17 protein-coding genes are annotated in these 12,681 nt (G+C 36.8%); 4 read left to right on the top strand and 13 right to left on the bottom strand.

Annotation, left to right across the window (positions count from 1 at the left end):
* Window positions 1-182: 182 nt before the first annotated feature.
* From GQS55_RS17930 to GQS55_RS17915, 4 genes are all read right to left on the bottom strand, one after another.
* Window positions 183-890 carry an SDR family oxidoreductase gene (locus GQS55_RS17930; protein ID WP_159821790.1) on the bottom strand — a complete coding sequence of 236 codons (708 nt, stop codon included), beginning with the start codon at window positions 888-890 and terminating at the stop codon, window positions 183-185.
* 529 nt (window positions 891-1,419) lie between these two features.
* Window positions 1,420-1,761: a hypothetical protein gene (locus tag GQS55_RS17925; protein WP_159821788.1), complete on the bottom strand. Its 342-nt coding sequence runs from the start codon at window positions 1,759-1,761 to the stop codon at window positions 1,420-1,422.
* 117 nt (window positions 1,762-1,878) lie between these two features.
* Window positions 1,879-2,256, bottom strand: a complete 378-nt coding sequence (locus GQS55_RS17920) for a hypothetical protein (RefSeq protein ID WP_159821786.1) — start codon at window positions 2,254-2,256, stop codon at window positions 1,879-1,881.
* Entirely contained in the window at window positions 2,256-3,230 is a 975-nt protein-coding gene (locus GQS55_RS17915) for a hypothetical protein (RefSeq protein WP_159821784.1), read from the bottom strand. The genes GQS55_RS17920 and GQS55_RS17915 overlap by 1 nt, the downstream gene beginning before the upstream one ends.
* A 214-nt stretch (window positions 3,231-3,444) precedes the next feature.
* Between GQS55_RS17915 and GQS55_RS17910 the strand changes: the two genes are divergently transcribed.
* Together GQS55_RS17910 and GQS55_RS17905 are read left to right on the top strand one after the other, a co-directional pair.
* Window positions 3,445-3,729, top strand: a complete 285-nt coding sequence (locus GQS55_RS17910; RefSeq protein WP_159821782.1) for a damage-inducible protein J — start codon at window positions 3,445-3,447, stop codon at window positions 3,727-3,729.
* Complete coding sequence (locus GQS55_RS17905) at window positions 3,726-4,004, top strand: type II toxin-antitoxin system RelE/ParE family toxin (RefSeq protein WP_159821780.1); 279 nt, start codon at window positions 3,726-3,728, stop codon at window positions 4,002-4,004. The genes GQS55_RS17910 and GQS55_RS17905 overlap by 4 nt, the downstream gene beginning before the upstream one ends.
* Before the next feature lie 134 nt (window positions 4,005-4,138).
* Here the strand turns inward: GQS55_RS17905 and GQS55_RS17900 are convergent, their stop codons facing one another.
* The 5 genes from GQS55_RS17900 to GQS55_RS17880 form a co-directional block, all read right to left on the bottom strand.
* Window positions 4,139-5,290: a lipase family protein gene (locus GQS55_RS17900; protein WP_159821778.1), complete on the bottom strand. Its 1,152-nt coding sequence runs from the start codon at window positions 5,288-5,290 to the stop codon at window positions 4,139-4,141.
* A 27-nt stretch (window positions 5,291-5,317) separates the two neighbouring features.
* Complete coding sequence (locus GQS55_RS17895; RefSeq protein WP_159821776.1) at window positions 5,318-5,788, bottom strand: carboxypeptidase-like regulatory domain-containing protein; 471 nt, start codon at window positions 5,786-5,788, stop codon at window positions 5,318-5,320.
* Between the two features lie 252 nt (window positions 5,789-6,040).
* Window positions 6,041-6,487, bottom strand: a complete 447-nt coding sequence (locus GQS55_RS17890; RefSeq protein ID WP_159821774.1) for a hypothetical protein — start codon at window positions 6,485-6,487, stop codon at window positions 6,041-6,043.
* Between the two features lie 124 nt (window positions 6,488-6,611).
* Complete coding sequence (locus GQS55_RS17885; protein WP_159821772.1) at window positions 6,612-7,142, bottom strand: hypothetical protein; 531 nt, start codon at window positions 7,140-7,142, stop codon at window positions 6,612-6,614.
* Window positions 7,143-7,272: 130 nt separating this feature from the next.
* Complete coding sequence (locus tag GQS55_RS17880) at window positions 7,273-7,500, bottom strand: hypothetical protein (RefSeq protein ID WP_159821770.1); 228 nt, start codon at window positions 7,498-7,500, stop codon at window positions 7,273-7,275.
* A gap of 334 nt (window positions 7,501-7,834) precedes the next feature.
* Here GQS55_RS17880 and GQS55_RS17875 point away from each other — a divergent pair, with 334 nt between their 5' ends.
* Window positions 7,835-8,791: an IS110 family transposase gene (locus GQS55_RS17875; RefSeq protein ID WP_159821768.1), complete on the top strand. Its 957-nt coding sequence runs from the start codon at window positions 7,835-7,837 to the stop codon at window positions 8,789-8,791.
* Between the two features lie 28 nt (window positions 8,792-8,819).
* Here GQS55_RS17875 and GQS55_RS17870 read toward each other — a convergent pair whose 3' ends face one another.
* The gene (locus GQS55_RS17870; protein WP_159821766.1) at window positions 8,820-9,368 is read right to left on the bottom strand and encodes a hypothetical protein; all 549 of its coding nucleotides are present in this window, start codon (window positions 9,366-9,368) and stop codon (window positions 8,820-8,822) included.
* Between the two features lie 97 nt (window positions 9,369-9,465).
* Here GQS55_RS17870 and GQS55_RS17865 point away from each other — a divergent pair, with 97 nt between their 5' ends.
* Complete coding sequence (locus tag GQS55_RS17865) at window positions 9,466-10,620, top strand: IS110 family transposase (protein WP_159817300.1); 1,155 nt, start codon at window positions 9,466-9,468, stop codon at window positions 10,618-10,620.
* Window positions 10,621-11,056: 436 nt separating this feature from the next.
* Here the strand turns inward: GQS55_RS17865 and GQS55_RS17860 are convergent, their stop codons facing one another.
* From GQS55_RS17860 to GQS55_RS17850, 3 genes are read right to left on the bottom strand one after another with little or no spacing between them, the layout of a single operon-like run.
* The gene (locus tag GQS55_RS17860) at window positions 11,057-11,536 is read right to left on the bottom strand and encodes a hypothetical protein (RefSeq protein ID WP_159821764.1); all 480 of its coding nucleotides are present in this window, start codon (window positions 11,534-11,536) and stop codon (window positions 11,057-11,059) included.
* Complete coding sequence (locus GQS55_RS17855) at window positions 11,529-12,062, bottom strand: type II toxin-antitoxin system MqsA family antitoxin (RefSeq protein WP_159821762.1); 534 nt, start codon at window positions 12,060-12,062, stop codon at window positions 11,529-11,531. Before GQS55_RS17855 ends, GQS55_RS17860 begins: the two co-directional genes overlap by 8 nt.
* Before the next feature lie 16 nt (window positions 12,063-12,078).
* Window positions 12,079-12,396 carry a type II toxin-antitoxin system MqsR family toxin gene (locus tag GQS55_RS17850; RefSeq protein ID WP_159821760.1) on the bottom strand — a complete coding sequence of 106 codons (318 nt, stop codon included), beginning with the start codon at window positions 12,394-12,396 and terminating at the stop codon, window positions 12,079-12,081.
* Window positions 12,397-12,681: the final 285 nt, after the last annotated feature.

Raw genomic sequence — 12,681 nt, 5'->3', positions numbered from 1 at the left:
CTGAAGTGTCTTATACGGTAAAGAATTAGGCTTGTATCCATACAAAAAACGCAGTTTAAAACTGCGTTTTTTACCTTAGAGAATTATGGGACAACCAAGATCTTTATTAGAAAAATATAACGCCCTGTTAAATAAGGACAAAAACCAACTTTTTTTGTCCGTTTGAATGCCTTGTAGATTCATTAGAACGGTAACTCCTCACCATTAAAACTATAAAGGTTTCCCGTATTATCAACAGATAAATTCAGAATAACTTTCATAATCCCAAGAGCCGAATCTACAACATTTTCTCTTGCTGTAGCTCCACCCATATCGGTTTGAACCCAACCGGGATGAACAGCGACCACAGCGACATTATCATTAACAAGCTCTTTTGATAAATTCACTACTAGCATATTGGCTGCTGCTTTAGACATTCGATAACCATACCAATCCACACTTTGTTCTAGCGACAAAGACCCCATAGCAGAAGAAATAACGGCTATCTTACATAAGCGTTTTTTATTCATTAAAGGTAAAAAGCAATGAGTTAAATATAGTGGTCCAAGTGAATTCACTTTAAAACACATTTCAGCATTAGCATAATTAATAGTATGGATACTTGTGTTTTCTCGATCCAAATATCCCGCATTATTTACTATTAAATCTAATTTGATATTTTCCTCGCTAAGTTTACTTGCCAACGTCTTAATTTTTTCAGAGCAAGTGATATCCATTAATTCAATAGACAATTTATTTGGAAATTTACCTTTCAATGAAATTAGATCAACCGCCGTTTCTAGATTTCTATAGGTAGCAATTACTGTCCATCCATTTATAAGGTATTGTCTTGTTAATTCGAAACCGATGCCTCTATTAGCACCAGTTATTAATACAACTAAGTTACTCATTGTTTATACCTATAAATCTAACGCCTAAATAAAAGCCCACTGTTTTTTGCCCTTGTTTAATTTCTTGTATGGTTTTTACACCATAAAATCTAAGCTAACTTTAATGCAACTAACTAGCACACAGTATGAAAGTAGTCCTATTGACTTTTTACGTCGGTGAACAAGTAACTCCTTTATAACCACATTATCATTATTTACTAAAGTTGATTTCCACAAAATAAACCAAAATATTTTTAAAGTGAATTCTTGCTCATTTATAAGTATATTTACATTCTTAATTGGTAAAAAAAGAAGCCTCGTGGAATAAATAACCTCTTCACCTTTTTTTAATTCAAACCGTGTAGTAAAACGATCATACGAGACTAATACTTTAGTATCTGCAATATGATGAGTTTGTTGCTGAATCTGCTCAAATGTCATAATTAAACCAACGCCCAAATAATGGGCAAATTACAATTGGTTAAAATAAGCGACGCAGGAGCAAAAACCAACTGTTATTTTCCGTTTGAAGCGCTTGTTAGCATTTCAACTACACCTCAGCTGAAAACTCTGGAATCATCTCTTTTAAAGTTGAAACCAAATATTTATAGTCAACACTATCAGTGCCAAAAATTATTTCCACGCTCCGTACCTGATTTTTCCCGTAGGAAAGGTGCAATTTGTTTTTTGTAAGGAACGCTGATTGAGCTTTGCAGTGCTCACACAGTTTTTCATGGTGGCTTTCAAAATGGCAGACCTCACCCTCTGGGAACTCAAATTGTCTTTGAATCATGAAATATGGTTCATCTTCGGTGTCTAAGTCATCGTGAAACAACACTTGGTAGTAATCACCACTGATTGTCACCGAAACAGTTTTAAATTCTAACTCCATGACCGCTCCTTGAATGCTAATGCCCTGTTAACAGGCAATAAAACAGTTGGTTAAAATAAGCGACGCAGGAGCAAGAACCAACTGTTTTTTGTCCTTGTTTAACAGCTTGTTAAGCCTCTATTTACTAAAGATGCCAAGACTATCAAGCAATATTAATAAAGCACTTACAAGCCCTGAAGTTGTTAACACCCAATAAAACACAAAACCTAATATCTGATCAAATTTAGTTGTATTTTCATATAACGCAGTTGCATTAGCATACACGAATGAAAACTTACTATTTTCTACCTTTTTAGCCCAAGCCCTTGGAAATGCAAATGCTTGAGCAACATTAATAATATCCCAGCCACTAGCATACTCGACACCAAGCAGAGCTTGGGTTTTTGGGTTCTTTCTTAATTTACGTACAGTTATCTGCCCAAAAGCAACATACAAGATTCCACTCACCATTGAGCTGGTAATTATGAAAAGGACGATTATTGTAGTCGTACTCATCAGCGAGTTAACTCTTTCATAATAACATCGTAAGCATCGCCACTATTATTTTTCATATAATTATTTGTCATAATAGAGGAAGACGCTGCAACTCCAGCTACAACCAACCCACCCACGATTAAACCAACCCAACCAACAGGTGTAGCTACCATTAAAAATGTTAGCGCTGCGGCTCCTGCGTTGACGGCACCAATACCTACCGTCGCACTAGCAGCAAAGCTACTAGACTCAATAAACATTTCACGTTCCCAGTTACCACCTGCTTTATAGCTATTCTGAATATTACCAACACGACTACCAAAGTCGATAATGGTAAGACCATTGCCTAAAACTTTTGCGTATTTAGTAAATTTAACAATATTGTCAGCTTGAACAGGTGTCATTATGTCTAATTTAGCCATATTTCTACTACTTTTGGCGATATTTGCACCTCGGTCAAAATTAGTCAGTGGTGTACCGCGACTCGATTTAACTTGGCTTGTTACAACATCAACTTCGTGTTTAAAGCTATTTTGCATTTTATCGAAAGCCATTTTGGCTTTTTGTTTAGCGGCTACTTTAAGAGGTGATTTACTTTTTGCTACTTGGCTATATTCCATTAAAGCAGATTGGTAGTTTTTAACTGAATCAACGAAACCTCCTATTCTATTTGCGTAGACACTGGTGGCTGCACCCATTAACCCTACATTATACTCTTCCAGTTGAGAGCTAATGGACGAAAGAGAAATCAAATTGTCACCACCAAAAGATAAAGCTAAGCTCGTCAGTTTTTTGGTAATTGAAGGATTAGATAGTTTTGCTAATGATGTTTTACCAACAGCTGAATTACCATTTTTTAATAAATAAGGCGTATTAGCGATAATCATATCTGGGTTGGCACAAGTAAGAGATGAAGCTAGTTCAACACCAATGCCGCATTCATTTTTAAATACGCTTGCACTATAAGTGCGATTACATAAAATTATTTCATTCATTTTCTTTTAAGTTCCTTTTAAAGGTTGAATTATACTCTAAACGTTGATTTAGAGGTTTAACGCCCTGTTAACAGGCAAAAAATAGTTGGTTAAAATTAGCGACGAAGGAGCAAAAACCAACTGTTTTTTGTCCTTTTGAGCGACTTGTTAGTTGCCTGAGCACAACACTAGTGCTAACATTTGTGTGTACAGCATAACTTAAAGGTAACATATTATGGACACTCGCATTCAATTTAGAGTTGATGAAGAAACTAAACGCTTAGCGCAGTTAATGGCTGAACGCCAAGGCCGAACATTAAGTGACGCGTGCAGAGAGCTTACCGTAGGCTTAGCTGAAGAACAACGAAAATCCATGACGCATGATCTTTGGCTAACAGAGCAAATTAATGCTGCATTTGATAAATTTGATAACGGTAAAGCTAGTTTTATTGAGCACAATGAAGCTAAAACCCAGATGGAAGCTAGAAAGAATAAGATCCGTAATAGAGATAAAGTATGATTTTTTGGGAAGAAGAGTCACTAAATGACCGTGAAAAGATATTTGAATTCTTATTTGATTTTAACCCAGAAGCAGCAGAAAAAACCGACCAAATAATTGAGTCTAAAGTTGAAAATTTACTTGAGCATCCATTAATGGGTGTTCAAAGAGATATTTTTCGTGGACGAATATTAATTATTCCCGAAGTATCAATGATCGTTTCTTATTGGGTTGATGGTGAAACCATTCGTATTATGAGAGTTTTACACCAGAAGCAGAAATTTCCGCAAGATTAAAAAGGCAACTAACGCCCAAATAATGGGATTTTCTAGCTGGATAAAAATGTTGAGGAACGAAACAGCCAGCTGTAAAATTCCTATTGATTTGCTTGTTAGTTGCCTTTTGATTATTTTAGATACCTTGCGTGTCTTTATTTAAGCAGACTAATTGCACTACCAGCAACTTGAGCAACTTTATCAAGAGTGACTGATAAAACCCAACGAATGAATTTATATGACAAATCTGTGATAACAATCCCTGGCTTACCTGCAAACACTAACATATGCCCTAACATCCCTTTTTGTTGCTCCGCAAAGTTACCTGGCATGTGAGCTATCTTAGTTAACAACAAAGCCACTTTATCGTAAAAGGTTAAACTACCCGTTATCATGTGTTGGACTTCATACAATAAACCCGTATCTTTTAATAAAGTAATTAATGCTGCGCCTAATCGATGTGCCCATTTTGAGGTAAAACTCGCTTGGTGGCGTTTTTCATAATCTAAGCGTACTTGCTCTTTATGCCAATGTTCGCTTCGTTTATTTACAGCTGCAAAGCTTTTAAAACTACTGGCGGTGTTGATATATCCGGGACTATTACCTGCCATTCTATGCGCTTGTGCATTGATGTTAGGTGCTGCATTTAATGTATATTCTCCTTCGGTATGAACAAAAGGCCAAAAAGGAACTAAAGGAATAGGGTCTGCTGAATGTGTACAGCGAAAAACGCGATGTAAGCTATTACTCGTTTTGTCGGCAAAGCCGGCATAACCAACACGAGGTGCGCCAAAAGTATACAAACTAATTGGTCGACCATTTTGTTTGCTGTGCAACCAATTAGCGGTTAAGTGGGCTAATGCACCTCCTAAGCTATGTCCAACACAATGCACGGGACCTGAACTGTTTTTTGTAAAGTACCCTTCAAGTGCTGGCTTAATAGAATTAAAGGTTTTGTTAAAGCCTGCATGGGCAGGTAAGTTATTTGCACTGGTACTTAAGCCACAATGCATGTCTGTAACGACATCACGCTTATTCGCTGTACCGCGAAGCGCGATAACAGTATGGCCGTTATAATCACCACTTTTTTTGCCTGTCCCTATTACAGCAAAACCTGTTTTATGTTTAAAAATATGCTCCATTAAGGAGCCACTTGTGCCTTGCACAACATTATTCGAGAGGTTGAAGTCAAAGTCTCTTGATAGTAAGTCTAAAGCATCTGATTCATAGACCCCTCCCACCTTATCTTTTATTTCATATGCCGCCTCAGCAAGCTTTACGGCTATTTGTGGAGTTAAATCACGCATGTTTTATAAATTCCTTTTATTTTTCTGTTAATCTTCAATGATGTGATGTATTTCAAAATCAGTGTCCCAACGACAAATACTGCGCGCTCCATGTTTTACATGAGGGCTGTCGTCATTAGCAAATTGAAAGAATACTAGAGGGTTATTTAAATCTGCATTTAATTGAGACAACTTTCTATCATAGGCAGCAATAGGAACCACTCCCCATAATGTACTAGACCAAAGGGTAAAAAAATCACCTTTACTATTTATATAGATTTTTTGCTTTGTGAGTAACTCTCTAAATAAAGAGCCTGGTGATCGTGATCGAATATTTACAGGGGGAAGACTGAAAAAACCATTTTTATCGGTAAGTGTACTATCATTTCGTTCTTTACTATCAAAATCTACTAATACTCGGTCAATTTTAACACCAGCTAATGGTTTACCATTATCTAGTATTTGTCCTGACACTGGAGAGCATAAATGAGCATCATATTTTTTTAAAAAACCAAACACATAAATCTCCTTATAATTAAAAAATGTAATTTCCATTACAATTAGGTTAGATAATAATTAATTTAATAAATATGATCTACTTTTATTTATTACCTATATAAAGTACATGGTATTAAAAAAATTAATTGGCGGACGAAGGTTTAAATATACGCAGGCAACTAACGCCCCGCTAAGAGGCTAAAATTGTTGGCTATAATGTTTGAGGAACGAAAAACAACCAACTGTTATTTGTCCTTTTGAGTGACTTATATTTTAAAATTTATAGCCGATATCCAATGTTAAAGCCACCCCATTTTCTCGTTCTGTAGTTTCACCATTACCAAAAAACACCTTGTGTTCATTTTTATTATAATATCCAATTCCTGTGCCTAATACCCAGCCATTATTTTGAAAACCACTAAAATGATAATTATACGTTAGAAATCCATATTCAGTATCCGCGCTAAAAACACCTGCTAATTTACCAACAGAAAAGCCAACTGAATGATTTTCATTGCTTGAAAATGTAGATTGCATCCCAGCAGATGCACCTGGTAGACCAAGTGAAATAAAATATTTTTTATCATATTCTTTAAAAGCAAATTGAGTTCCTATAATCCCACTATATTGGAACCCCGCCCCAACTGAAAACTCAAAATCACCTCCCCACGTGGGTAGAGGCGTACAAGCTAATAAAATAATTGCTAAATTTTTAAACATCTCCACTCCCATGGAATTTGAAATATAACGCCGCAAACAACTGCGTAGCAAGCTGGCACGTCTTTTTGCGCAGCAAAAAGCGTGACAGTTTGCGGAGTCAGATTGCTTTGCCTTGTTACATTCATTACAAACTGTACGCCTTAGTTCCAGTGTCAGCATACTCTATGCCATAAGCTTCGGTGATCTGATGCTCATATAACTTAACCATTTCAAATGCATGATTCACGAACTCTGGCTTCATATAGATATCCCATGGTTGAGCTAGCTCTCGCTTTAACTCTTCTGGAGTTCCAACTTCTAGCTCGACTTCTTTGATCATGGGCTTCCCATGGGCAATATCATCTCTCAGATTCTTTAGCTGTACTAAAGTTGAATATGGTTCTGTACTTTCGTCAAATTTGAATTCACCAACATTAGAAACTTTCTTTATTTTCTTAAAGTAAGGTTCAAACTCTTCCCAACCATCTATTTCACGGTCACCAATGTAATTCACTATTGCCTCAACAGAAAAGGCCAAAGATACGATGCAATTCAGGCAGTCTAAACCCAACCCATCTTCAATGCTTCCTTCAACTTTCTGATTAATATTTTCTAGGTTGTAGAATGCAAGATTCAGAAGATCATTATGAGGAAACGCTTCAATTCTATATTTCATGCTCGATCTATCCTTAGAATGTAACGCCCAATTAACAGGCTAAAAATAGTAGGCTAAACTGAGCGAAGCGAAAAAGAGCCTGCTGTTTTTAGTCCTTGTTTAATTACTTGTAGCTTGCAATTACACCAAGCTACTTTTCTTTTGGGTAAAGCCACTTAAAAAACTTAAGCCAGACATGATAAAAACAAAAAAGCGTAACAAGTTTGATTAGAAAAGAAAGAAGATCAAATGATTCTGTAAATATAGCGTAAGTAAAATCTAATTTAGAAAACATAAATTCTGATGTTAAATATGCAAAAATAAAAGCCATAGTATTGGCTAGTTCAGATACTCGATTTTTTTCATTAGATTCAAACATATGCTATCCCTGCATGCTAACGCCTACTTAAGCGGAAAAATATAGTTGGCTAAAATGTTGAACGGAGTGAAAACAGCCAACTGTATTTTTTCCGTTTGAAGTTCTTGTATGGATAATACACCCATCTAAATTACTATTTTAAACCCTTTTCGGGTAATGTGAGACCCAGGCTTAAGCAGCAACTTAAGCTTTCCTTGTCGTAGTTCGATTGAATGAAGGCTCCTCTGTTGAGAGACCGATAACAAGAACGAACGCGACAAAGGACTCCAAGCACCACACTCGAATAGTCTACTGGGTCTCGAACCCGCATTTTGCAAGTAAGAGTTAGCTTATTATGAATATGAAAACAAATCAAAACATTAACGTTGGCGTTGATACAGGTAAATACCAACTCGACATTTATATCCGCCCTTTAGATATCTACTTCACCGTAGAAAACAATGATAAAGGTATTAAAGAAGCGGTAAAAAAAATCAAAAAATATAACCCCAATCGTATTGTCATCGAAGCAACAGGACGGCTAGAAATGCCCTTTATCCTTGCTTGTGCAAAAGCCAACTTACCGTTTACGATTGCTAACCCTGTCCATATTAAAAGGTTTGCAGGAGCGCTTGGCCAACGTGCAAAAACAGATAAGTTAGATGCACAGTTGATTGCACATTATAGCGAAGCCATACAACCAAAATTATCGCGTCTAAAGCCAGAGAAAATGCAAGCCATGAGTGATTTAGTCTCACGTAGAAATCAATTACTCACTCTGCAAACGATGGAAAAAAATCGATTACAAATCATGCCTAAAGAACTCGTTATGACGATTAAACCCGTGTTAACACTCTTTAAAAACCTCATCACCAAGGTTGAAGATAAAATCGCAAAACTCATCGAAAGTTGCCCTGAATATCAAGCCAAAGATATGATATTACAAAGTATGAAAGGCATTGGCAAAATAGCCGCGGCCTCAATCATCAGCAACCTGCCAGAGTTAGGTTATATTAACAGCAAACAGGCCAGTGCTTTAATTGGAGTAGCGCCAATGAATCGAGATAGTGGGCGATATAAAGGCCAGCGAAAAATACAAGGCGGCAGGCCTCAGGTGAGGACAGTATTATACATGGCAATGATGTCAGCGATGCAATCTAACCCTGTTTTCAAGGCAACATATCAGCGATTATTAGCTGCAGGTAAACCTAAGAAAGTAGTCATTATAGCCTGTATTAGAAAGATGATTGTGATCTTAAATTCTATGTTAAGAGATGGGGTAATGTGGGAAGCGCCAAAAGTGCAAAATTAACTATTGACGCCATAGTCTCTTGTTAGGGTTACTTACCAACCGTAGCAACTAAGTCCCCATTTTGTTTTCTAGTGAATGTTGAGCTACTCGGGTAGTCTCTACCAACAATTCGAAATATCTTTAATATTACTTCTAGAGGTACAAAGTATACTTTTTGATTTTTTTGCCTATCAGTAGAAACATATACACCTTCCAGTTTTCCATCGCCTGAAACAACAAAAACATAGCTATGAACAAATAAATTACAGATAAACTCAATATCCCTTTGCTCGCTATGAGATTTAGTTAAATCATAGTTTTCATCTATAAAAGCATGATTTAACCAATTAACTCTTTTTGTGTTTTTATACCACAGGATATCAAATTTAATTTTTTTAGTGGAGTCAGATATTTTAATAGTTTCAATTAATTTTCTGACCGAGTAAAAGCCCAACATTAGCTCTTTTTCTAACTTAACATAAGTACTTTCTCGAGTATTTTCGCTAAGCCTTAGTCCGCTTAACCACCTTGCAGCTGCCAGAAGTGGCTCTTTCCAATAGTGAGACTCGTAAATCATACTCGAGGTAACCCTAGACATAATGACTCCCCACAAAGTGCTAGCCTCTAAATTCGTGGGTTAGTTTTACAAACCAGAGCCATAATATATTTATCAACAATATAAAATAGAGGCTAGCATGAATAAACATAACATACTTTTCATTGGCTTAGATACCCATAAAGTATCTACTGAAGTTGCACACATTGAAGACCAACGTGGCGCAAAAACTGTTCATCAAGGAAAAATTAAAACAACCAAAGCAGCAATCACTAAACTTGCTCGGCAATATCAATCTAAATACCCTAATGCGACATTGCATTTTGTTTATGAAGCAGGTCCATGTGGCTATTGGATTTACCGTCTACTGACAAGTTTAGGTCATTGCTGTTATGTCGTTGCGCCATCGCTTATCCCTAAAAAACCAGGAGATAAAGTCAAAACCGATAAACGTGATGCAATGAAGTTGGCCAAACTCCTTAAAGACGAGGAGCTAACCCCGATTTATGTCCCCGAGCCTGAAGACGAAGCAATACGTGATTTATCCAGGGCAAGAGAAACCGCTATGAAAGACTTAAAAGATGCTAAATTCCAACTTAAAGGTTTATTTCTGCGCAACAACATCACCTGCAAAGTGAATGACAATTGGTCAAATCAACATTTACGTTGGCTAACTGAGTTAGTTTTGCCGCATCCAAGCCAACAAATTGTGCTGCAAGAAATGATACAAACCATTACCGAACGTATTAAGCGCGTTGAACGATTAGTTAATGAATTAGCACATCAAGCAAAACTATGGCGCTATTATCCCGTCGTTCAAGCATTGCAAGCGATGCGAGGTATTCGTTTTTTAGTCGCTGTAGGTACCATTGCTGAGTTAGGTGATTTAAGACGCTTTGACCACCCGAGAAAGCTAATGGCTTACTTAGGATTAGTTCCCAAAGAAAACTCAAGTGGGGATAATCGAAAGCTAGGCGGCATCACTAAATGTGGTAATGGCCGAGCACGTCGATTATTAATTGAAGGGGCTCAAACCTATAAGCACAACGCAAACGTGTCAACCGAGCTACAAAAGCGGCAAGAAACACTGCCTAAGGTCGTTATTGATATTGCTTGGAAAGCCCAACTAAGGCTTTGCCGACGATACAAACACCTGATGCAACGCGGTAAGCATCGTAATATTGTTGTCGCTGCCATTGCCCGTGAAATGCTCGCATATATTTGGGCGATATCACGAGAAGTAATATTAGTGCCTGTTGACCCAAGTACGCGTATTTCAAGGGTACCAGCATAATCAAAAAGTGAGTCGTAAATAAAGAAAACAACATGAAAAAGAGAAAAGATTAAATGAGAAAAAGTTTTGAGTTAGCGCATGGAGTCAAGCATCGGATGTGGCACAACCACCGAGGGCGTTAGGATGGCAATAGCCTAACGGCCATTGAACCACGAGCATAGACTGAAATTAGGTGTCACGACGGAAAAAGTAAGGTAGGCGCTGTTAGCCAATAGGTTAATAATCCACGAATATCAGCATGATAACCGACGAAATTACTTGCTTCATTCTATGCGTTAACTCACTCAACTTGAAAAGAGAAAAATCATGGCTCAAAAAAAAGCAGGATGTTTTACGGTTTAACTTGACGTGGGGAGTCATACCAACGCCTTGCTAAGAGGCAAAAAATAGTTGGCTAAAATAAGCGACGAAGGAGCAAAGCCAACTGTTTTTTGTCCTAGTTGATTTTCTTGTTAGGCATTTTTTCTGAGGCAGGCTTAAATAAGGAGATCATTGGCGTTGGTAATTTAGCTTGTGCTGCAGATCTAAATGCATGCTCTCTCCAAAATGGCCATGCGTTGTGGACAACATTAAATTGCATGAATTCATCTATAGCTTCTTCTGAAACTTCCTGCAGTTGGTGATACTTTACAATAAAACACGCTTCAATCTCAGCAAGAGTTTTTATTTCACTTTCTTCATTTTCTTCTATAAACCTCAGTCCGAATTCAACCTTTGCGTGGATTAACCTAGAACCATCAGAGTCACCTTCCTGCTCTAGGAACTCAGCTTTAATGGATACTTTGTTTTGTTGCCCCATTTCTTCAGGGTAATTATCAGAACTTATCTCTTCAAAGCGTGTAATTGAAGTTGAATATAAATGAATATCAATTAACTCTAATGACTTAATTGCTTCACCGATTAATTCTTTATCCATAAAATACATCCTTTGTTAAATCAATTGATCTTACAGTTTTAAACTGAGATTGATTAGCAGCTTTAAATTTAGGATACGGTATTACATTATTTTCATAAGTTACTTGAGTTAACTCTCTTTTAATACCTGCTCCAATTAGAAGTTCTTGTAAAACAGAAGAGTGCTTTAAGCAAATACGTATTAACTTATCCATAGCCACACTTTGAGAAACTTCAGCTCGTTCGTATTTTGAAAAAGCATTTTTACCTCCTCCAAATACAAGAGAGGCTTGCTCTTGAGTTAACTCCATTGAAGTACGTGCATGATAGATTTCTGTAGAAGTTAAAAGTCCGTCTACACTTTTCTTTGCATCTCTAATACGAGAATCATTATTTAAAATTTGTTGTTTCGAAACAAATTCTCTTTCACATTCATTACATATGGAATATTCCATTGAGATCGATAACACTGATCCTTTATAGGAAATACTCTCTAGATCATCTAATTGTCTAATACTTTCTGATTTACATATTTTGCAATTGGTCATATAAACTCTCCCCAAGTTAATACTGAGGTAAATGAAAAGAAGCTAAATCAATAACTAGATATCCATCAATAAGACAAAACTTGACATATAACTCATCACATTCATCTTCTTCTGGGTCTTTCTTATAGCGACAGATATACTCATCATCAGGTGGTTGATTTCCATAAGAGTGTGTCTTGCGAAAATCACTTGATCTGAGTTGACATAGACAAGAGGATACATCATTTATGTCGTATCCCAAGTTAGCTATATCCCTACTAACTTTTCTGCCTCTATATTCAATATCTAGACTTTGAGCTGCTGCTTTTACCTGTTCTAAATCGTATTCAGCCACACACTCTTCATGTAACCATAATGGTTAGTTTAGATGATATTAACATAATTGCTCGGGATTGGAATAGCATTAAATGCCTAACGCCCCATTAAGAGGCAAAAAATAGTTGGTTAAAATAGCGAGGCACGTATATGGACTCCTCTTGCATAGCAAGCCGTTAATCGTAATAAATTTAAATGTATGTAGCAAGTTCACGTATATTCGGTTTCTGATGGGGAGCTACCCCGAACCTTAATGGCTTAATCCACTTACAAAGCTCCTTAACGAGTAAGAGGTATTTGAATA

Origin of the sequence: Colwellia sp. 20A7 (genome assembly GCF_009832865.1) — a bacterium.
GTDB lineage: Bacteria > Pseudomonadota > Gammaproteobacteria > Enterobacterales > Alteromonadaceae > Colwellia.
The sequence above is the reverse complement of the archived record's forward strand: the minus strand, read 5'-3'. Positions and strand labels throughout refer to the sequence as shown.

Excerpts from the sequence above, each read along its gene's own strand:
- GQS55_RS17905 (WP_159821780.1), top strand. The coding sequence starts at position 3,726 with ATGATTTTTTGGGAAGAAGAGTCACTAAATGACCGTGAAAAGATATTT.
- GQS55_RS17915 (WP_159821784.1), bottom strand. The coding sequence starts at position 3,230 with ATGAATGAAATAATTTTATGTAATCGCACTTATAGTGCAAGCGTATTT.
- GQS55_RS17910 (WP_159821782.1), top strand. The coding sequence starts at position 3,445 with ATGGACACTCGCATTCAATTTAGAGTTGATGAAGAAACTAAACGCTTA.
- GQS55_RS17860 (WP_159821764.1), bottom strand. The coding sequence starts at position 11,536 with ATGGATAAAGAATTAATCGGTGAAGCAATTAAGTCATTAGAGTTAATT.
- GQS55_RS17925 (WP_159821788.1), bottom strand. The coding sequence starts at position 1,761 with ATGGAGTTAGAATTTAAAACTGTTTCGGTGACAATCAGTGGTGATTAC.
- GQS55_RS17880 (WP_159821770.1), bottom strand. The coding sequence starts at position 7,500 with ATGTTTGAATCTAATGAAAAAAATCGAGTATCTGAACTAGCCAATACT.
- GQS55_RS17870 (WP_159821766.1), bottom strand. The coding sequence starts at position 9,368 with ATGTCTAGGGTTACCTCGAGTATGATTTACGAGTCTCACTATTGGAAA.
- GQS55_RS17885 (WP_159821772.1), bottom strand. The coding sequence starts at position 7,142 with ATGAAATATAGAATTGAAGCGTTTCCTCATAATGATCTTCTGAATCTT.
- GQS55_RS17865 (WP_159817300.1), top strand. The coding sequence starts at position 9,466 with ATGAATAAACATAACATACTTTTCATTGGCTTAGATACCCATAAAGTA.
- GQS55_RS17930 (WP_159821790.1), bottom strand. The coding sequence starts at position 890 with ATGAGTAACTTAGTTGTATTAATAACTGGTGCTAATAGAGGCATCGGT.
- GQS55_RS17900 (WP_159821778.1), bottom strand. The coding sequence starts at position 5,290 with ATGCGTGATTTAACTCCACAAATAGCCGTAAAGCTTGCTGAGGCGGCA.
- GQS55_RS17855 (WP_159821762.1), bottom strand. The coding sequence starts at position 12,062 with ATGACCAATTGCAAAATATGTAAATCAGAAAGTATTAGACAATTAGAT.
- GQS55_RS17920 (WP_159821786.1), bottom strand. The coding sequence starts at position 2,256 with ATGAGTACGACTACAATAATCGTCCTTTTCATAATTACCAGCTCAATG.
- GQS55_RS17875 (WP_159821768.1), top strand. The coding sequence starts at position 7,835 with ATGAATATGAAAACAAATCAAAACATTAACGTTGGCGTTGATACAGGT.
- GQS55_RS17890 (WP_159821774.1), bottom strand. The coding sequence starts at position 6,487 with ATGTTTAAAAATTTAGCAATTATTTTATTAGCTTGTACGCCTCTACCC.